Source organism: Citrobacter telavivensis (assembly GCF_041807075.1).
GTDB lineage: Bacteria > Pseudomonadota > Gammaproteobacteria > Enterobacterales > Enterobacteriaceae > Citrobacter_A > Citrobacter_A telavivensis.
Genome location: NZ_JBGUBF010000003.1, coordinates 135,887 through 156,590 on the forward strand (window position 1 = coordinate 135,887; position 20,704 = coordinate 156,590).

General features: G+C 53.5%; 12 protein-coding genes, 1 tRNA gene and 1 pseudogene. 4 read left to right on the top strand and 10 right to left on the bottom strand.

Annotated features, from left to right (window positions below; genetic code table 11):
• Positions 1 to 52 precede the first annotated feature (52 nt).
• The 3 genes and pseudogenes from ACERJC_RS15390 to ACERJC_RS15400 form a co-directional block, all read right to left on the bottom strand.
• The gene (locus tag ACERJC_RS15390) at positions 53 to 2,911 is read right to left on the bottom strand and encodes an autotransporter outer membrane beta-barrel domain-containing protein (protein ID WP_373672015.1); all 2,859 of its coding nucleotides are present in this window, start codon (positions 2,909 to 2,911) and stop codon (positions 53 to 55) included.
• A gap of 632 nt (positions 2,912 to 3,543) precedes the next feature.
• Positions 3,544 to 3,747, bottom strand: a pseudogene (locus ACERJC_RS15395) (Arm DNA-binding domain-containing protein); the annotation flags it as partial.
• A gap of 194 nt (positions 3,748 to 3,941) precedes the next feature.
• Positions 3,942 to 4,036 (bottom strand) — tRNA-Sec (locus ACERJC_RS15400).
• A 288-nt stretch (positions 4,037 to 4,324) separates the two neighbouring features.
• Here ACERJC_RS15400 and ACERJC_RS15405 point away from each other — a divergent pair.
• Together ACERJC_RS15405 and yicI are read left to right on the top strand one after the other, a co-directional pair.
• Positions 4,325 to 5,707: a glycoside-pentoside-hexuronide family transporter gene (locus tag ACERJC_RS15405; RefSeq protein WP_152400678.1), complete on the top strand. Its 1,383-nt coding sequence runs from the start codon at positions 4,325 to 4,327 to the stop codon at positions 5,705 to 5,707.
• Positions 5,708 to 5,718: 11 nt separating this feature from the next.
• Positions 5,719 to 8,037: an alpha-xylosidase gene (gene yicI / locus ACERJC_RS15410; protein ID WP_373672016.1), complete on the top strand. Its 2,319-nt coding sequence runs from the start codon at positions 5,719 to 5,721 to the stop codon at positions 8,035 to 8,037.
• Here yicI and ACERJC_RS15415 read toward each other — a convergent pair.
• The gene (locus ACERJC_RS15415; RefSeq protein WP_373672017.1) at positions 8,034 to 9,209 is read right to left on the bottom strand and encodes an MFS transporter; all 1,176 of its coding nucleotides are present in this window, start codon (positions 9,207 to 9,209) and stop codon (positions 8,034 to 8,036) included. The genes yicI and ACERJC_RS15415 overlap by 4 nt on opposite strands.
• 97 nt (positions 9,210 to 9,306) lie before the next feature.
• On the opposite strand from ACERJC_RS15415, the gene ACERJC_RS15420 reads away from it, so the two are divergent.
• Positions 9,307 to 10,065, top strand: coding sequence for a MurR/RpiR family transcriptional regulator (locus tag ACERJC_RS15420; RefSeq protein ID WP_373672018.1), 759 nt, complete (start codon positions 9,307 to 9,309; stop codon positions 10,063 to 10,065).
• On the opposite strand, the gene ACERJC_RS15425 is transcribed toward ACERJC_RS15420, so the two are convergent.
• From ACERJC_RS15425 to xanP, 4 genes are all read right to left on the bottom strand, one after another.
• The gene (locus tag ACERJC_RS15425) at positions 10,049 to 11,428 is read right to left on the bottom strand and encodes a family 4 glycosyl hydrolase (protein WP_373672019.1); all 1,380 of its coding nucleotides are present in this window, start codon (positions 11,426 to 11,428) and stop codon (positions 10,049 to 10,051) included. The genes ACERJC_RS15420 and ACERJC_RS15425 overlap by 17 nt on opposite strands.
• A 12-nt stretch (positions 11,429 to 11,440) precedes the next feature.
• Positions 11,441 to 13,003: a PTS transporter subunit EIIC gene (locus tag ACERJC_RS15430; protein WP_152400671.1), complete on the bottom strand. Its 1,563-nt coding sequence runs from the start codon at positions 13,001 to 13,003 to the stop codon at positions 11,441 to 11,443.
• 195 nt (positions 13,004 to 13,198) lie between these two features.
• Positions 13,199 to 14,932: an AsmA family protein gene (locus ACERJC_RS15435; RefSeq protein WP_373672020.1), complete on the bottom strand. Its 1,734-nt coding sequence runs from the start codon at positions 14,930 to 14,932 to the stop codon at positions 13,199 to 13,201.
• A gap of 121 nt (positions 14,933 to 15,053) precedes the next feature.
• A complete protein-coding gene (gene xanP, locus ACERJC_RS15440; protein WP_042323367.1) occupies positions 15,054 to 16,445 on the bottom strand; it encodes a xanthine/proton symporter XanP in 1,392 nt (463 codons plus the stop codon).
• A 229-nt stretch (positions 16,446 to 16,674) separates the two neighbouring features.
• Between xanP and gltS the strand changes: the two genes are divergently transcribed.
• Entirely contained in the window at positions 16,675 to 17,880 is a 1,206-nt protein-coding gene (gltS, locus tag ACERJC_RS15445; protein ID WP_373672021.1) for a sodium/glutamate symporter, read from the top strand.
• A gap of 45 nt (positions 17,881 to 17,925) precedes the next feature.
• On the opposite strand, the gene recG is transcribed toward gltS, so the two are convergent.
• Entirely contained in the window at positions 17,926 to 20,007 is a 2,082-nt protein-coding gene (recG, locus tag ACERJC_RS15450) for an ATP-dependent DNA helicase RecG (RefSeq protein ID WP_152400665.1), read from the bottom strand.
• A gap of 3 nt (positions 20,008 to 20,010) precedes the next feature.
• The gene (trmH, locus tag ACERJC_RS15455; RefSeq protein WP_152400663.1) at positions 20,011 to 20,700 is read right to left on the bottom strand and encodes a tRNA (guanosine(18)-2'-O)-methyltransferase TrmH; all 690 of its coding nucleotides are present in this window, start codon (positions 20,698 to 20,700) and stop codon (positions 20,011 to 20,013) included.
• Positions 20,701 to 20,704 lie beyond the last annotated feature (4 nt).

The window sequence follows — 20,704 nt, forward strand, 5'->3', positions numbered from 1 at the left end:
TGCTGATCACCTTAAGTGACCAGCATTAGGGAAATTCCCGGCTTTCTTAGTATCAGAATGCGACTTTGACGCCCAGCATCGCGGAGGTATCGCTGTAACCCTTATCCCCCACCTGTTGCGCCACGTTGCCCCACAGGGTGACATTCTTATTCAACTGACCTTCAACACCTGCTTTTACTTCGCCGATATTCTTCGTGCCAGCGTAGTCCACGCTTTCGCCATTCAGCGTTGCGCCAAAGTCCTTGCTGTTACGGATCCAGTTCACTTCCACAAACGGCTGGAAGTTACGGCCGGTGTTGTCATCGAGCGAGTGATGACCTTTGCCGAACAGACGGATGCCGAGGCGGGTCTGCAGGTTGCCATCCCCTTTGCCTTCGACACGCGTGCCGTTGGTTTCTTTATGGGAATCGGCTTTGACGCCCATCCAGGTTGCCTGGGCCTTCGGCTGGATATACACCGCCGACCGCTCGCTCAGATCGCTCAGTTTCCAGGTATAGCCCGCTTCTACAGAACCGGTAAAACCTTTGGATTTGTATTTCTCCGCGGCAACGTCTTCACCTGAGACGGTGTTGTCAAACCAGTTGTACAGCGCCCACGTATCCACATACGCGCCTTCCTGAGTTTCGTTGTTTTGCAGCCAGGTGCCATACATCCCGACGCTGTAACCGTCGATGGATGAATCCGCGCGATAACCCGTTTTGTTGCTGTCGCTGCGGCTCTTCTGGTTGGCGTAACCCGCCATCACGCCGACATGGTAGCGATCCTGATTGTCGGTGCTCCACTGGGCAATGTCGCTGCCCAGTTGCATGACATAGCGATTGCTCTGAATGCCGAGCTGGCCGCTGTTGTCATGAGCGCGCGTGTGACCGCCGCTGTTGCGCAACCACAGGCTGGTGACAGACTCTTCGCCCGTGATGGCGTCGGTGTAATGCGTTTCGCCCAGACGGTCCTGCAGACGATGGTTAAACATCGTATTCGCGGCGTACAGGTTAGCGCCGTACAGGCCCGCTTCCGGGCGGACCAGCGCTTCCGGTTTTGTTGCCGGGGCTTCTGGTGAGGCTGGTGCAGGCGTTGGATCGACGGGGTCAACCGGTTCTGGCGACAGGGCGCTGGTCAGATACCAGTTGTTGGCATTCTGCCCGTTGCCGCGCAGCAGGTTATAGTCATACGCACCGGCAACGATACGACCGGACTGCTTAAATACACCGTCAGAGGCGCCCGCCACGCTAATCAACTCGATACCGTTGGTGGTCAGCGCGCCGTTACCGCCCGCGTTTTTCACCTGGACGGTCGTCGAACCGCTGGTGTTGCCGTTGATGGTCAGATGGTCCGTTTCAGAAGCGTCATCACCCAGCGCGGTGTTCATCACGATATGACCGTTTTCACCGTGGTAGTCGCCATTCAGCGTTAGCGTCTTAAAGGCAGGTGTGGCACGGGTGGATCGGCTTGCGGCGCCGTCTTCATGCAGGAAGTTCAGCGTCGCGTCTTTCAGCGTCAGGTTGGTGACTTTTGAATTTCCGGTCATATCCCAGCGCGTATTGCCACCGTTCAGCGTCATGTTGATGACGCCGATGTTCGAATACGAGACCGTTCGCCAGATTTCAGAATCCCCATAAAGATACGAATTATCCGCCGTGGCGATATCAATGACAGAATACGGATCGGCAGAGATTTTGCCCCACGCGACCAGCTTGACGCCATCGATCGTCGCGGAGTTATAAATCGAATACAGGGTGCCGGTGGTCGTATTGTATGCCTTCTGGCTACCCAGCGTGACGTCGCCGAGGAAGTGTGTTTTTTTGCTGACGCGGTCGAGCAAATAGACGTTTTCGCCGCCTTCTGTATCGACGGTTAATTTGCCGATGATGCTGTTATTTGCTGAATTAGAGACCCCTGAAATGCGGGATTTTTCTCCCCCTTTCAGGTAGATGTTCGCTTCATGGATCGTGGTGATCGATTTATCGTCGCTGGTATTTGTACCAAAATGAAGGCCGTAAAGGTTATTGTTGCTGGACGCATTAATATTCAGCTTATTAACTTCCGTTTCGGCGTTCGCATAAATCGTGAAAAAGCCGGAAACTGCATTATGCACCGCCGGGTTATAGGCGATGTTGCTCTGCATTTTGATGTTAACTTCATTCATGAAAACATGCTTGCGGGCGCCATTTGCATCGTTTGTATCCGCAAGGTTTACCCCATAGAGCGCACCCTGGGTTGAGGTTTCAAGGTCAACATTTGTTGTCCCGGTAATATTAACCGAGGCTTCATTATTCCATAGCCAAAGGCCGGATGCTTCATTAATACCAATAGTGTCCGGGCCATTAGAACGGTAGGTCACATTGATATTTTCGGCATCCATTGACGCATGGCCCTGAAGATAGATCCCTTCGGCGCGGGCCATAGGAAACAGCATGTTTTCTTTGGTCGTATTAAGATTAATATTCGTGGTGCCTTTCAGCACCAGATGGTTCGAGCCATGTGCGCCGATCCCGTTGAAGGCGGCGCCTGTGCTGTTGACCGTCAGATTCTTTGCCGTAAATTGACCGTCGCCATTCAGCTCAATCACATCTTCATTAGCAATTGCGTGGATCTGATCAGAGGTAAAGTTCACAACGGAACCATCGCCTAAATCCAGCTTTCCAGCGTTCTGGCTGATTGCCACATCCGGTGAAATGCCGGCCTGGCCATTAACGGTTGTTTTGCCATTTACGATTACGTCAGCATTTGGAGAATAAACGCTAATGCGTGACCAGACCGAATCATTATTAATGGTGACCTTTTGTTCAGGGGATGCGGGAGTTATATAAAGCAAGTCATCCGCCGCACAGGCGGACCCGGAGGCCAGTATTGCACTCATAATAAGTGCAATTTTTCTCGGTTTGAATTCCCAGTGATAATAGAAAGACAGCATAAGCGTACCTTTTAAATCCGTATATTAGTGCGTGGTTTGTAATAAAGTTGAATAAGAGTGCTTCTATTGCTGTGTTTTATTTTCAATAATGAAATGGAAAAATAGTGAAATCTTTTTAACTTATTAAACAGTAACCACCCGTCCTGGGAATATAATCAACACGCTAAGGTTGTATTTTATTGTCTGGTTTCTGTTGTGATTATTTTAGTAACCGTTCGGATCAAATCATAATGAAATAGTCTTAAATCTTTCTTGCTATTAAATTCTTTTATATAATGAATTTAAGATATAAAAATCTTAAATTATTTATTTTTTTGGCTTAAAAATCTGAATGAGGGTGGGGCGAGTGGCAGGAATCCGCTTTCGGCAGGCGCAAACGCGGAATTTTTGTTTTTTATTCACCATGCAGAATCTGGCGGAAATGGGATAAGGGACGAACTTCGGTGAGGTTAAAATCTAAATTCTTTGAGACATTGACTGAGCGCTGCGCGACTCTCAGTAAAAGTGCCCCCCCGCGGCGGCCAGTTTATTTGTGTTGAGCCGCACATCTCGTGCGTCAGGGGCTTCGGACGAAATCAACAGCTCCGGCAGGCGCGCTTTCTGACCCAGTTCGGTAAGGATATGCCGGGCGATCTCATAGCGGCTGGCGTTATTCCGGGCGCCAGTGTGGTACAGGCCATAGACAGCATCCTTTCTTTACCGGCGAAGCGGTACTTCATACGCCAGTATTTGGAACCATTAGCGTTAATCAGCAGATACATACCGCCGCCATCAGCCAGCTTATAGGGTTTTTCTTTTGGCTTCGCGGTTTTCACTTTAACATCGATTAGCGCCATGACATCCTCCGGCTTTTGATGAATCCATCCTCCTGGGAGATTTCCGCCAGTAACCAGCCTGATACCCCCAATGCACCCCCAAAAACAACTTGATGTGGGTTGAAGTCGGGTGACCTCAGGATACAAGGACAGCCTGATATATAAGGGATTACAAAGGAGATTATTGACTTCGGGAGAGTTCAGTAGACGCAAACTGGCGGAAGATCACAGGAGTCGAACCTGCCCGGGACCGCTGGCGGCCCCAACTGGATTTGAAGTCCAGCCGCCTCACCGGAGACGACGATCTTCCGCGCCTGCATTGCTACATGGAGGCGGGGCGCATTATAGCTACTTCCTGACGTTTCCACACCCCCTCACTCACTTTTTTAACTTCCCTTTCTCCTTACCATGATCGGTTTCATATAAATCCTCATAAATTCCGCTAGTTACATTTCCTCACATCTTCTGGCGCAACCGCGATCACAGAAAACAAGAATCGTAATTTGATAACGAGATATCGGAATATTCGCAGCCAACGGGATGGTTTACAAAAACGGTAACCGGTACCAGTGCGCATGGGAGCGCCAAAGGATGTGTTATGACTATTCATGTTTTGTCTGTTAAGGAGAAGATTGGCTACGGTATGGGTGACGCGGCCAGTCATATTATTTTCGATAACGTAATGTTTTATATGATGTTTTTCTATACTGATATTTTCGGTATCCCTGCCGGTTTTGTCGGCACCATGTTTCTACTGGCGCGCGCGCTGGACGCTATTTCAGACCCGTGTATGGGACTGCTGGCGGACCGAACGCGCTCTCGTTGGGGAAAATTCCGTCCGTGGATACTGTTTGGCGCCCTGCCGTTTGGTGTGGTTTGCGTTCTGGCATACAGCACGCCGGACCTCAGCCTTAACGGTAAGATGATTTACGCCGCTGTCACCTATACGCTGTTGACGCTGCTTTATACCGTGGTGAATATCCCGTATTGCGCGTTGGGTGGGGTGATTACCAGCGACCCGACGCAGCGTATTTCCCTACAGTCCTGGCGCTTTGTGCTGGCGACGGCGGGTGGAATGCTCTCGACCGTGCTGATGATGCCACTGGTGAATCTCATTAACAGCGAGAACAAAGCGGTGGGTTTCCAGGGCGGGATCGCGGTGTTGTCCGTGGTGGCGTTTCTGATGCTGGCATTCTGCTTCTTCACGACTAAGGAGCGTGTGGAAGCGCCGCCGAGCACCACCTCGATGCGTGAAGATCTGCGCGATATCTGGCAAAACGACCAGTGGCGGATAGTGGGGCTCCTGACCATCCTCAATATCCTCGCCGTCTGCGTGCGCGGTGGTGCGATGATGTATTACGTCACCTGGATCATGGGAACGCCGGAGGTGTTTGTCGCCTTCCTTACTACCTACTGCGTCGGTAACCTGATTGGCTCCGCGCTGGCAAAACCCCTCACCGACTGGAAATGCAAGGTCAGTATCTTCTGGTGGACCAATGCGGCGCTGGCCGTGGTTAGCCTCGCGATGTTCTTCGTCCCGATGCAGGCCGACATCACCATGTTCGTCTTCATCTTCGCGATCGGCGTGTTGCACCAACTGGTGACGCCGATCCAATGGGTGATGATGTCCGATACCGTCGATTATGGCGAATGGTGCAACGGTAAACGTCTGACCGGCATCAGTTTTGCGGGCACTCTGTTCGTACTCAAGCTGGGACTGGCGCTCGGTGGCGCGCTTATTGGCTGGATGCTGGCGGGCGGCGGTTACGACGCGGCGGCGAAAACGCAGAACAGTGCCACCCTCAGCATCATTATTGCGCTGTTTACGATCGTCCCGGCCATCTGTTACCTGCTGAGCGCCGTGATTGCCAAACGCTATTACACCCTGAAAACGCCCTACCTGAGAAATATTCTTGACCAACTGGCACAAGGTGCGCGCCGCAATCAGCACGAATTTACGCATAACGAATTTCAAAACTAAAGGAACAGAGTATGAAGATTAGCGACGGGAACTGGCTGATTCAGCCGGGCCTTAATTTGACTCATCCGATCCAGGTGTTTGATGTAGAACAGCACGGTAACGAACTGGTGGTTTATGCCGCACCGCGCGACGTCCGTGAACGCACCTGGCAACTGGATACCCCGCTGTTTACGTTGCGTTTCTTTTCGCCGCAGGAAGGGGTTGTGGGCGTACGCATGGAACACTTTCAGGGGGCGCTGGATAACGGTCCGCATTACCCGCTCAACGTTTTGCAGGACGTGAAGGTCGACATCCAGAACACGGCTGACGTTGCTGAATTGAAAAGCGGTAACTTAAGCGTACGCGTTACCAAAGGTGAGTTCTGGTCGCTGGATTTCCTGCGTAACGGCGTGCGCATCACCGGCAGTCAGTTGAAGAACAACGGCTATGTGCAGGACACCGACACGCAGCGAAACTACATGTTCGAGCGCCTGGATCTGGGCGTCGGCGAGACGGTTTACGGTCTGGGCGAGCGCTTTACCGCACTGGTGCGCAACGGCCAGACGGTAGAAACCTGGAACCGCGACGGCGGCACCAGCACTGAGCAGTCTTACAAAAACATCCCGTTTTACATGACTAACCGTGGCTACGGCGTACTGGTCAACCATCCACAGTGCGTCTCGTTTGAAATCGGCTCGGAGAAGGTGTCGAAAGTGCAGTTCAGCGTCGAAGGCGAATATCTCGAATACTTCGTGATCGACGGCCCGACGCCGAAAGAAGTGCTGAACCGCTATACCCGCTTCACGGGGCGTCCGGCGCTGCCGCCTGCCTGGTCGTTTGGCCTGTGGCTGACCACCTCGTTCACCACCAACTACGACGAGGCGACGGTAAACAGCTTCATTGATGGCATGGCAATGCGCAATCTGCCGCTGCACGTCTTCCACTTCGACTGCTTCTGGATGAAGGCCTTCCAGTGGTGTGATTTCGAATGGGATCCGGTGACCTTCCCGGACCCGGAAGGGATGATTCGTCGGCTGAAGGAGAAAGGGCTGAAGGTCTGCGTTTGGATCAACCCGTACATTGGACAGAAATCACCGATTTTCAATGAACTCAAAGAGAAAGGCTATCTGCTGAAGCGTCCGGATGGTTCTCTGTGGCAGTGGGATAAATGGCAGCCGGGGCTGGCGATTTATGACTTCACCAATCCGCAGGCCTGTGAATGGTATGCCAGCAAACTGAAAGGTCTGGTGGATATCGGCGTTGACTGTTTCAAGACCGACTTCGGCGAGCGTATCCCGACCGATGTGCAATGGTTTGATGGTTCCGATCCGCAGAAAATGCACAACCATTATGCGTACATCTACAACGAGCTGGTATGGAACGTACTGAAAGAGACCGTGGGTGAAGAAGAGGCGGTTCTGTTTGCCCGATCCGCTTCCGTGGGAGCACAACAATTCCCGGTGCACTGGGGCGGCGACTGTTACGCCAACTATGAGTCAATGGCGGAAAGCCTGCGCGGCGGCTTGTCTATCGGCTTGTCCGGGTTTGGCTTCTGGAGCCATGATATCGGCGGCTTCGAGAATACCGCGCCGGCACACGTCTATAAACGCTGGTGTGCGTTTGGTCTGCTCTCCAGCCACAGTCGCTTGCACGGCAGTAAATCCTATCGTGTGCCCTGGGCGTATGACGATGAATCCTGCGATGTGGTGCGCTACTTCACCGAGCAGAAGTGCCGCATGATGCCGTATCTGTACCGGGAGGCGGTTCGTGCGCACGAACGGGGCACGCCGATGATGCGCGCCATGATGCTGGAGTTCCCGGACGATCCGGCATGCGATTATCTCGACCGTCAGTATATGCTGGGTGATTCTGTGATGGTGGCACCGGTGTTCTCGCAAGCCGGTGATGTGCAGTTTTACCTGCCGGAAGGACGCTGGACGCACCTGTGGCGCAACGACGAAGTACAGGGCAGTCGCTGGCACAAACAGCAGCATGACTTCCTGAGTCTGCCGGTGTACGTGCGTGACAACACTCTGCTGGCGCTGGGCAGCAATAATCAAAAGCCGGATTACGCGTGGAACGACGGCACCGCCTTTCAGTTGTTCTCTCTCGACGAGGGACGCGAAGCCGTTTGTGAAGTCCCTGCGGCGGACGGTTCGGTTGTCTTTACGCTGACCGCTAAGCGCAATCGCAACACCCTCACCGTAACGGGGAGTGGCGATGCGCACAGCTGGACGCTGTGCCTGCGTAACATTGCGCAAATTAGCGGTATTCGCGCTGGTTCGCATCGGGGCAGCGAACTGGGCGTGGTGGTAACACCGCAGAGTCATGAGATCGTCATTACGCTTTAAGCGGATGTAGCGAGGGGGCGGAGATTCAGCCGCCCCCACAGCGCCAGCAGCAGATACAGCACGACCGGTAGTAAAAAGCTGAACCGGAGATTGAGTCCGTCAATGCAGACCGCCTGCAATAAGGGAATGACCGCGCCGCCAATCCCGGCCATCACCATGGCTGCGGCAGAAATGTTGGCAATTGCCGGATTTTTGTTGATGGTATGCCCGAAGATAATCGGATACAGAATCGAGTTTCCTAAGCCGGTCAGGATAAGCAGGTAACCGCCGGTGATATCGTTCAGCCATATCGCCATGATAACCGCCGTTGCACAGGCCAGCGTCGCCACCAGAAACGGCGTGTAATTGCCTGTTTTGTCGGCGAGCAGACCATAAAGAAAACGACCTGCCAGCGCGCCTCCCCAGTAAAAAGAGACCAGCGACATCGCGGCCGTGGTGCTCCAGCCGCCGATGGTGATGAGATATTTCACCAGGCTGGTTGCAAGGCTCACCTCGACGCCAACATAAACAAAAATTGCCGCCACGCTGAATAACAGTTCTCTGTTCTTCCAGGCATTATGCGTCCCGGACGCGGCTTTTTCCGGGCGCGCCACATCCGGCAGGCGGATCCAGAAAACCCCCGCAATCAGCGCCAGCGAAAAGAAGGCGAGGCAAAGCCAGAGCGCGCTGATGGGCTCTTCGCGCGCCAGGATATCAACCGGGGAAAACGCCAGCAGCAGTGCAACCAGCATGGGGGCAAGCGTAGTGCCCAGCGAATTAACGGCAGAGGCCAGGCACAGATTGCCGATCCGTTTGTGCGGCGGGCTGAGCAACGTCAGATAAGGGTTAGCGACAACCTGCATCGCCGCCACGCCAGTCGCCACCACAAACATCGCCAGCAGTGACAGGGCGAAGGAATCCAGTTGCAGTGCAAGGGCGAACATCAGACATCCCGCAACCGACAACGTTAGCGACAGCAGCAGTACCTTACGGTATCCCTGGCGTTCAATCAGCATTGAGCAGGGCAGGCAGGTCAGAAAAGGGGCAACGTAAAAAATAACGGTAATGAAAATAGACTGCGACCATGACAGATGAAAATACTGATAGAAAAATATGATCAGCACGCTGTTAATTGCCGTGATATTTCCCCACAAGAAAAACATCATCGCGAGTAATGCTAGATTTTTATTCATTTCTTTTTTTAATATGAAATTGTGATGAAGTGACCTGTTGCACAGACCGATTGTTTTAAAAAGTGATAAATTTATTTTGCACTCACAGGAGCTTAAAATGGAACTGGAAAATGTATTTCGTGATGTAAAATTAAGTAAGACAGAAGTCACCGTCCTGCGCTTTATTCAGAATAATCCAGAGCAATGCATTCGTGAGGGTATTCGCACAGTCGCGGAGCACTGTTACAGCAACCCATCCTCGCTGGTTCGACTGGCGAAAAAACTCAAGTTTAGCGGTTGGCTGGAGTTGGTGTACTTCATTAAGTTTAATATCACAATGCCAAAACTTGATGTGACGAATGATATTAATTTTATGAATATCCAGCCTGCCGAAAACCTGTCGCAGCTATTAAATCGGCTGCAACACGACCGTATTCTTATTCATGGTAGCGGCTTCTCTCAACTGATTGCTCAATATATTTATAATAAATTCCTGGTGATTGGCGTGAATGCCAGTCTGGCACTTTGGCCGGACTATGAAATACTTGAACAAAAAACGGCTGCAAAATTCGACTCTATCTGGCTGGTGTCTAAATCCGGTCGCAGCAGTTCGGCATTAAACTGGGTCAAAGCGCTGGAAGGAAAAAATACCGACCTGGTCTGCTTTACCGGTGACTATCAAAGCCCGCTGGCCCAGGCGGCGGACACCGCCGTCATCATCCACGATCCACAAAAGTTTGATGATGATATCTACTGGAGCAATCCTTTCTTTGGTTACTGCATCCTGGGATTCGAACATCTGCTGAAGCTCTGGTTTTTGCAAAATCCGGGCGGGGCGTCAGTCGACGCCCCGGGGACGATCATTTCCAGTTGCTAAACTGCGCTTCGTCGAGATACTCGCTAACCAGCTGTTTGGCCAGCGACCAGGAGCCAATCAGCGGGTGCGCCATTAATGCGCGGATAGCCAGACTCTTATCTTTGCGCATGATGGCGTCCACTGCCAGACGTTCGTACTCTTTAACGCAGGAGATCATGTTTTTCTGGGCGTCCGGTACGTGGATTGGCGTAACGGGTTTTAGCCCCTCTTTGCTCAGGTCACAGCTGATCTCAATAACATCATCAGGACGTAAGAAATCCAGCGTGCCGTTATTTTGTAACGAGACAACAATGCGCTTGCTGGTGGAACTGTTCACGGCTTCAAGAATATCCAGCGCCACCCCTGCGTAACCGCCACTATCCGGCTCTTCAATAAACTGTTGCAGCGTTAACGGTGTGCGAGTATTGAATTTTTCCTGATGCGACTCGTTCTGCATATAGCTATTCTCGCGGCGCAGATAGTGTTTCATCCAGATATCAAATGCGGCTTCCGGGTTTGCCTGCGCATCCACGTTCTGGAGTTCCTCGCGCATTTCCTGGTTGATCCGTGCAATGGCTTCACCGCGGGTTTCCGGCGCATCCTGAATCGCTTTCAGTGCTACTTCGCGATAGTAGTAGTAGTAGAGATATTCATTCAGCAACTGCTTGTCGCAAAGCTGAACCAGCACCGGTGAGAAGTACTGCATCGCCGTTTTACTGTACAGTTCCGGGTTGCTCACCAGTTTGTCGGTCACATCCTCCCCTTTCACGGTGAAGTGGGTAAACCAGGAGAAGTGGTTCAGACCATAGCATTCCACTTTCAAATCCGCTTCGTCGCAGTTGAGGATGGCGGGCAGTTCGCGAATCAGCTCCGAGGGCGCATCGCAAATGCCATAAACCCGACGTTTAAACCCGGACTTAATGATGGCTTCGGTAACCAGCCCGGAAGGGTTGGTAAAGTTGAACAGAATGGCATCGGGGGCGGCATGCTCTTCAATCAGGCGGCAGTAATTGAGAATGGCGGGAATTGAGCGCATCGCCATCGCAAAACCGCCCGCTCCGGTGGTCTCCTGACCCAATGTGTTATGGTTCAGCGCAATACGTTCATCGCGCACGCGGCTTTCATCGCCGCCGACACGCAGCGTGGTGATGACATAATTGCTGTTCTTTAATGCGGATACCGGATCCGTCGTCAGGCTGAAACGAATATCAGGTCGAATCGTGGCAAAAACATAACGGGCGATTTCGCCGAAAATTTTCAGGTTCTCTTCTGCATTATCGAGGAATACCACTTCTTGTAAACCAATACGATGTGCATTATAGGCCAGAGATTTTGCCAGGAACGCGGAACGAACACCGCCTCCGCCTAATACAGTTAATTTCATAACAACTCCTGATTAATTATTTGCCAGCCAGTTATCTACCCGGGATCGAACCTGTCCAACCCTCACACCGTAAATAACCTGAACTTCATTTTGATTACGCACTACGCCATTGGCGCCGGTCGTTTTTAACAGGGCTTCATCAATTTTGTCGGGATGATGGAGCGCGACGCGTAATCGGGTAAAACAGTTATCAACAGAAATAATGTTCTCTTTGCCACCTAAGCCTTTAATGATCTCATCGGTGACGGCCTGACCTGCGTTGGCCTTTTTATTGCGGTAATCTTCTTTGCTGTAGAGCTTCACTTCGCCGTCATCTTCGCGACCCGGGGTTTTCAGGTTCAGTTTGATAACCAGGGTGCGGAAAATCACGTAGTACGCAGCGAACTGCCCGATACCGATCAGGACGTATAACGGCCAGCGGGTGAGGGCTGCCGGCAGCGGCAGGTTATAAATCAGAAACTCAATGAGTCCGGACGCGCCCCACGGGCGAACCGTCAGCAGATCGCAAATCGCCTGAGAAGCGGCGGTCAGCGTGGCGTGAATCAGCCATAACAGCGGTGAAATAAACAGGAACGTAAATTCAATCGGTTCGGTAATTCCGGTCAGAATAGAGGTAATAATCGCGGGCAACAGAATTGCCTTCGCCATCATTTTCTTCTCCGGTGTGGCGGTGTGGTAGAACGCCAGCGCCGCGCCGGAAAGGCCAAAGATCGTCGTCATCCCCTGCTGGGAAAAGCGTAGCGCTTCGTTCATCACCGGGGTGAGATCCGGATGGCGCATATAGGCCAGGAAGATAGCCTGCGTCCCGGAGACGACTTGCCCGTCAACGTTCAGGGTTCCGCCAATCTGGGTTAACTGGAACGGTGACCAGACAAAGTGGTGCAGCCCTGTTGGAATCAGGAATTTTTCAAAGAAACCGTACACGAAGACGCCCGCTACCCCGGCATTTTTCATGAAACTGGTTAACGCGGCGATGCCGTGCGTTATGAATGGCCAGAACCAGGTAAAGGCAATGGCGTAAAAGAGGATCACCGGCGTCATGGCGATTAAGGTCAGTTTCGCCCCGCCATACATCGAGAGTGCGCCTGGCAGTTCTATTTCAGAGACTTTATTGTGTACCCAGGCAATGGTGCAGCCGAGAATAATCCCTAAAAAGATCCCCATATCGACAACGACAAAACCTAAAATTTGCGTTTGTCCGGTGCCATAATATTCGCCATTGACCTTTTCAGCGATGCCGTGAGTATATTCCAGCCAGGAGTGGTTAGCGCCCAAAAACATAATAAAGCACATGACGGCAACCAGTGCGACTTCGGTTTTTTTATCTTTCGCCAGGCCATAGCTGATCCCGACACAGAAAAGCAGCCCCAGGTTGCCAAATAATGGCCAGAAGGTATCACCAAGGAGTTGACCTATTTGATGTAAAAAGCTGGTTTCGGATATAAGCGTCGGGTTAGTTAATATTGAGCTTAAGGCCAGAATTAAGCCAATAACAGGTAAGAACAAGACCGCCCCGATCATTGCTCTGGAGAATCTTTGCATATCCGCCAGAATACGTTGACGTATTACAGACATGGCTATTCCTTTATTTTATATAGAGTGTTTGTAATTATTAAATAAGACTTCCAACCTCATCGTTATAACAACTCTCTGGGGGGATGAAAACCTGTTGCGGAAAATAGGCACAAATAGCCGATAAATGAGTACCTGTTTCGTTTTCATGCGAAAAACGCCCCCGGATCGAGAACATCCGGGGGCGAGGTGGGGAGATTACGGCGTAACGGGAGCGGGGGCTGTTGGCGCGGGTTCGGTCGACGTCACTTCACCCGCAGAGACGACGCCAGCCTGCATGGTTTGCGTGACCTGCTGTTTATCCGCATTCACGGCGTGCAACTGCCCATTCACCGTGGGTTTGAGGGGCGCGTTAGCCTGCACTGTACCGTTGGCGGTCAGTTGAATATTGCCGTCACCGGCGATCGGCAGAGTCGGCCATCCCCACGGTTGCAGAACGTTCACCGGGACACCGCGTCCATTCAGGCTGACCTGCGTCTGGCGTGGTGGCAACTGCGACACGCTGGCGGTTGCTTCCAGAATCCCTCTTTCCGTAAAGGCGCTCAGTTCACTGATGTTCACCGTGTTGGCGTTGGCAGCTAAAGACAAGGAAGGACGGCGCACGTCGACGCGGTTGAAGGTGGCGGCAGCGGCATTAAGGGTTGCATTTCCGCTCCAGACGCCCCATTGCTGGTTTTGCACCAGCCCCAGATTCGCACCATAGCCATCCAGCGCGGTCAACTGCCACGGGAACGTCGGATCGATATCAATCACCAGGTTGCGGCTGGCATTAAATTTCTTCAGCGTCAGGCTGTTCAGCCATGCCGGTAGCGGCTGCATCCAGCGCTGTTTCCAGTTTTCCGGCAGGGTGTACTCTATGCCCGCGATGGCCGCGTCATCGAGGATCAGGGCTTTACCCTCGCGCAGCCAGTTGCCGGAGGTTCTGACCATACCGCCCTCCCAGCGGGTGGTGAACTGGCGCAGTGCGATACCTTGCGGTGAAAATTCGGCATTCAGAATGGGATCGAACAGGTGCAATGAGCCAAAAATGAACTCGCTGGCATTCATCGACAGTTTGCCTTCCTGCGTTTGCCAGTCGTCTTTGCTGAAGGTCAGATTGCGCAAGCTAAGGTCAAGGTCGGTGACCGCCCAGTCCGGGCCCTGAAGACGCGCGTCGGTGACCTCAAGGCGATTAATCTGTAGCGACGGAATGGTATTAAGCGGCGCGAAAAAGTCTGTCAACGATTTATCGCTTTGCAGTCGGATATCGTTCAGACGCAGATTCTCAACCATCCAACTGCCGTCGGCATGGCGTTTTGCCACGCCAGTTAAGGCACCGCGCGCGATATCTGCACCGATATTGCTTAATGTCACCTGTTCGTTATCGATACTGCCTTCAATCAGGACGTTGGCAGCAGGAACATCATTCAGCGTCAGAGAGCCGGCGCTGAGCTGGATTTGCGCTTTGCTGCCGAGCACTTTACCGGCTTCAGGCAGCCAGGGGATGATGCCGCCATTCACTCGTTGGGCACTCAGATCCCACTCGCTGCCAGGGCTGTTAAACGCCATATCCAGCAACTGCAGGCGATCGGCCTGGAGGGGGAGCGGTGCCGTCTGAGGAGAAATATTCAGGGTGCCATTTTGTAGTAGGATCGTATCGACATGTCGTGGATGCGTCAGTTGGCGAGTGCTCAGGCCAATATCGACCGTTTTTGCCACAAGCGTGGCGGGTTGCCCGTCGCGGCCAAAGGTGACGTTTTTCAGCAGGATATGCGAAGGAGAAGAAAAACGATGGTCCATCGCCTCAAAGGACAGTCGATAGTCGCTGTGCTCAGATATCCAGGAACTGATGTGTTCTGCGCCCCAGCGTGTTTGCAGCAGGAAATAGAGGCCGAGAATCACCACCAGAAGGGCGATCAGCACGTAGAGAATCAGCTTTCCAATAAATTTCATGGTCTTCCATCCTGCGAAGTGCACATAGTTGAGTTATGCACGATTTACGCGCAATCCTCAAGGCAGGAATCGTGAAAGAGTATGATAGCGACGGTGAAGTTGAATCACCGTCGCAAAGCGTTTACTGCTTTTCAGGTGGGAAAATCAGGTTCAGTACAATAGCGGTGATTCCGCCCGCAGCGATTCCGGAAGAGAGCAGATTTTTCACCCAGTCAGGTGCGAACTGCAGGATCAGCGGCTGCTGAGAGACACCAAGACCGACTGCCAGCGACAGCGCAATAATCAGGATCGCGCGGCGGTTCAGCGGTTCACGGGAAACAATACGTACGCCAGATGCCGCGATAGTACCGAACATGACAAGCGTAGCCCCGCCGAGTACCGGCTCAGGAATATGCTGCACAAAGCCGCTCACCGCCGGGAACAGGCCGAGTACGATCAGCATCAGCGCAACCACGAAGCCAACGTAGCGACTGGCCACGCCGGTCAACTGAATGACCCCGTTATTCTGTCCGAAACAGGAGTTCGGGAAGGTGTTAAAGACCGCAGAGACGAATGAGTTCAGGCCGTTCGCCAAAACACCCCCCTTCAGACGTTTCATGTACAGCGGGCCAGAAACGGGCTGCTCGGAAACGTCTGACGTTGCGGTGATATCGCCGATGGTCTCCAGAGAAGTGATCATAAACACCAGCATCAGCGGCAGCAGCAGATTCCAGTCAATGCCCAGACCGTAGTACAACGGTGTCGGCACCATGATCAGTTCCTGGGAGGCTGGCGCGCTGTTTTCTGGCAGCATGCCCATAAACCACGCCAGTGCATAACCTGCGGCCATGGCGATAACCAGTGAAGCCACGCGCAGGTACGGATTACGCTGACGGTTGAGCAGAATAATCAGCAGTAGCACAACGCCTGCCAGCATCAGATTTTTGGGTGCCCCGAAGGTGTTGTCGCTCATCGCGGCATAGCCGCCGCCGATGGACGTCAGACCAACCTGAATCAGCGACAGGCCGATGATCATCACCACCACGCCCGAGACCAGCGGAGTGATAATACGACGCGCAAGATGCAGGATGCGGGAGAGCACCATTTCTGTGCAACTGGCCAGCATCAGGGTACCAAACAGCGCCGCCATCATGGTGGGGACATCTGCGCCACCGGTTTTCAGTGCCGTACCGCCCATAATCAGCGGTGCCACGAAGTTAAAACTGGTGCCCTGAATCGATAACAACCCTGAACCTACCGGACCCCACGCTTTAATCTGAATAATGGAGGCCACGCCGGAGGCGAACAGCGACATACTGATAATGTGTTGCGTATCCTGAGCCGGTAACCCCAGCGCCTGACAGATGAGCAGCGCCGGCGTAATCACCGCAACGAACATCGCCAGCAGATGCTGACAGGCGGCAAACAGGGTTTGTGGAAGCGGCGGGCGATCCTCAAGACGATAAATCAGTTCGCTGTTTTGAGTCTGCGCAACCGGTTGCGCATTTTCGGACTCGAGGGTGTTAACAGACATCAGTGATAATCCCGTGGTGGCAAAGCGGGCATTTTATCTGAGCAGAGGGTAAAAGCAAACGTTTGCGAGTGGGTATTCTTAATATTTAAAATAGATAAAATAACATTTTTATATAACTTACCGCGCTTTTCTGCTTAAAATCCATGCCGAATTGCCATTAAAAGCTAAAAATAGTCTCAGGAATAAGACATCGTGCGTAACTGATTCAGACGTACTCAAGGAGCTTTGTATGTTTCAACTCGATACCTTATCAACCCTCGTTGCCGCAACGCTGACGTTGCTGCTGGGGCGTAAACTGGTTCAGTCCGTCTCCTTTCTCAAGAAATACACGATTCCAGAACCCGTTGCCGGCGGGTTGCTGGTGGCGCTGGCCCTGTTGGTGCTGAAAAAGAGCATGGGTTGGGAAGTGAACTTCGATATGACCTTGCGCGATCCGCTGATGCTGGCATTTTTCGCAACCATCGGTTTAAACGCCAACATCGCCAGCCTGCGGGCAGGTGGTCGCGTAGTGGGGATTTTCCTGATCGTGGTGGTGGGGTTGCTGCTGATGCAAAACGCCATCGGCATCGGGATGGCCAGCCTGCTGGGACTTGATCCATTGATGGGGCTGATTGCCGGCTCGATCACGCTGTCTGGTGGACACGGTACCGGCGCGGCCTGGAGTAAGTTGTTTATCGAACGCTACGACTTTGCTAACGCGACCGAAGTGGCGATGGCGTGCGCGACCTTTGGTTTGATCCTCGGGGGGCTGATTGGCGGGCCTGTTGCGCGTTACCTGGTCAAACACTCGACGACACCGGACGGTATGCCTGACGATCAGGCGGTGCCTACCGCGTTTGAAAAACCGGACGTCGGGCGCATGATCACCTCTCTGGTACTGATCGAAACCATTGCGCTTATCGCTATCTGTCTGACCGTAGGCCGGATTGTTGCGCAACTATTGGCGGGAACGGTGTTTGAGCTGCCGACGTTTGTTTGCGTGCTGTTTGTCGGCGTGATTGTCAGCAACGGTTTGGCCGCGGTGGGATTTTATCGTGTCTTTGAGCGTGCGGTGTCGGTCCTCGGGAACGTCAGTCTGTCGCTGTTTCTGGCCATGGCGCTGATGAGTCTGAAGCTGTGGGAACTGGCATCACTGGCCCTGCCGATGCTGGCGATCCTGGTCGTGCAGTCCATCTTTATGGCGCTGTATGCGATAGTGGTGACCTGGCGGATGATGGGCAAAAACTACGATGCAGCCGTGCTGGCAGCGGGACATTGCGGGTTTGGTCTGGGGGCGACACCAACGGCAATTGCCAACATGCAGGCGATTACCGAGCGATTTGGGCCTTCACATATGGCCTTTCTGGTGGTGCCAATGGTCGGTGCGTTTTTCATCGACATCGTCAATGCGCTGGTGATCAAACTGTATCTGCTACTGCCTATTTTTGCGCAATAGAGAGAGGGCGCGGTGGGGATAAACTGCCGCGCTTGTGCATTGCCGTCAGGCGTTAGAGTAGCGCTCTGTTTCTGGCATCCAGCGTTCGATCAGCGCCTTTGCCTCTTGCGGGTAACGTTCATGAATGTGGCGCGCAATGCGCTGAACTTCCGGAATAATGGCCTGATCGCGCAGTAAATCCGCCACCTTAAATTCTGCATTCCCCGTCTGCCGCGTACCCAACAATTCACCCGGTCCGCGAATCTCGAGATCTTTTTGCGCAATCACAAAGCCATCGCTACTGTCGCGCAGCACCTGCAGGCGTTTCTGCGCCGTTTTCGATAGCGGCGACTTGTAGAGCAGCACGCAGTGTGAAGCCACCGCACCACGGCCGACGCGCCCACGCAGTTGGTGTAACTGTGCCAAACCGAGACGTTCCGGATTTTCGATAATCATCAGACTGGCGTTAGGGACATCCACACCCACTTCGATAACCGTCGTGGCGACCAGCAGATGCAGCTCGCCCTGCTTAAACGCCGCCATTACCGCCTGTTTCTCGGCAGGTTTCATGCGTCCGTGGACCAGGCCGACGTTCAGTTCTGGCAGTGCGAGTTTCAACTCTTCCCACGTGGCTTCTGCGGCCTGGGCTTCTAACAGATCGGATTCTTCAATCAGCGTGCAGACCCAGTAGGCCTGGCGACCTTCCTGCGTACAGGCGTTGCGCACCCGGTCAATAATATCGCTGCGGCGGGTATCCGGAATGGCCACCGTTGTGACGGGGGTACGTCCGGGCGGCAGTTCGTCAATGACGGAGGTATCGAGATCCGCGTAGGCGGTCATCGCCAGCGTCCGTGGAATAGGCGTCGCGGTCATGATCAACTGGTGCGGATGGAAACCCTGCTGCTGGCCTTTCTCCCACAGCGCGAGACGCTGATGCACGCCAAAACGGTGCTGTTCATCGATGATGACCAGCGCAAGGCCGTTGAATTGCACCTGTTCCTGGAAGATCGCGTGCGTCCCCACCACCATTTGTACCTGTCCGCTGGCGATAGCGTCTTGTTGCGCCAGACGAGCTTTCCCTTTTTGTTTGCCCGCCAGCCAGCCGACTTCAACGCCAAGCGGGGCAAACCAGTTGCGGAAGTTGTGGGCATGCTGTTCCGCCAGTAGCTCGGTCGGAGCCATCAGCGCGACCTGTTTACCATGCGCAATCGCCCGCAGGGCTGCAAGCGCGGCAACCAGCGTTTTACCGGAGCCGACATCGCCCTGCACCAGACGCATCATCGGGATATCGAGCGCCATATCGTGCTCGATTTCCGCCACCACGCGGGCCTGCGCACCGGTTGGCTTAAAAGGCAGCGAGGCTAACAGTTGGTTTTTCAGCTTATCGTTGGCGCTTAGCGGTTGGGCATGGAAGCGCTGCGCGCCCGCACGAAGCGCCAGCATGCTCAGGTTATGCGCCAGTAACTCTTCCAGGATCAGACGACGCTGTGCTGGATGTTGGCCGGTCTCGAGATCGCTTAACTGTAGCGTCGGCGGTGGGCGATGCAGCGTGCGAAGCGCTTCGGGCAGGCTGAGCATGCCCTGTAATAATTCCGGCGGCAGGAGTTCAGCGATGGCACAGGTGTCCAGCAGATCCAACGCCTGATCGGTGAGCTTACGCAGTGTCGCCTGCTTGATACCTTCGGTGGTGGGATAAACCGGGGTGAGGGTCTCCTGCAACTCTGGCGTACTGAGATCGCCCTGCACCCGGTATTCCGGGTGGATCATCTCCGCGCCGTACTTCCCGCGTTTCGCTTCGCCATAAGCCAGTACGCGCCGTCCGGTAGCAAGGCTGTTTTTCATCGCCGCGCTAAAGTTGAAAAAGCGCATCGTCAGAATGCCGGAACCGTCGCTGATCTGACAGGTCATCATCCGTCGACCCCCGAAGGTGATATTGCAGTTCAGCACTTCCCCTTCAACGGTGGCGTAAACGCCCGGTAGCAGTTCACCAATGGGATAGAGTTGGGTACGGTCTTCATAACGCAGAGGAAGGTGTAACAGCAGGTCCTGCACGGTATGCAGACCAATTTTCGCCAGTTTGCTACTTTGCGCTGCGCCAACGCCCGTTAGTGAACTGAGCGGGACAGCATCTAACAGGCGGCCACTCATGATTTACTTCGCCGCCTGCATGGTGGACCACCAGACGTCATCGGCTTCAATTTGGCCCTGCTGATTGACATGCGGATAGGGCAGCCCCTTGCGTTTGGCGACTTTTGCCAGCACCGGGTAGCCGCCCTCAAACAACAGGCGCTGCTGTTCGTCTTCCGGCAACATGCTGTTTTCGCGAAGGTACATTCCGGCGTTCTGTCGCTGGCGCTGTGCTTCGTAAAGAATCAACGCAGAGGCGACGGAAACGTTAAGCGACTGAACCATGCCGATCATGGGGATGATGATATCCTGATCCGCCAAATCCAGTGCTTCCTGCGTAATACCGGTTTTCTCCTGACCCATCAGAATACAGGTCGGACGCGTGTAATCTATTTCGCGGAAATCGACAGCGTTATCAGAGAGGTGCGTTGCCAGAACCTGCATGCCCCGGCCTTTAAGATGGGTGACCGCGTCGCCAATCGTGCGGTGGGTTTTCACCTGCACCCAACTGTTGCTTCCTGCCGCCGCCGAGGCCATGGTACGCATACGACTGCCCGGCCAGACGGCGTGAACTTCGTGGACGCCAACGGCATCTGCGGTACGAATGATCGCAGAAACGTTATGAGGTTTGTGAACCTGCTCCATGCAGACAGTCAGGTCCGGCTGGCGCCTGGCGAGCATTTCGCAAATGCGGGCATAACGCTGTGCATTCATTTGG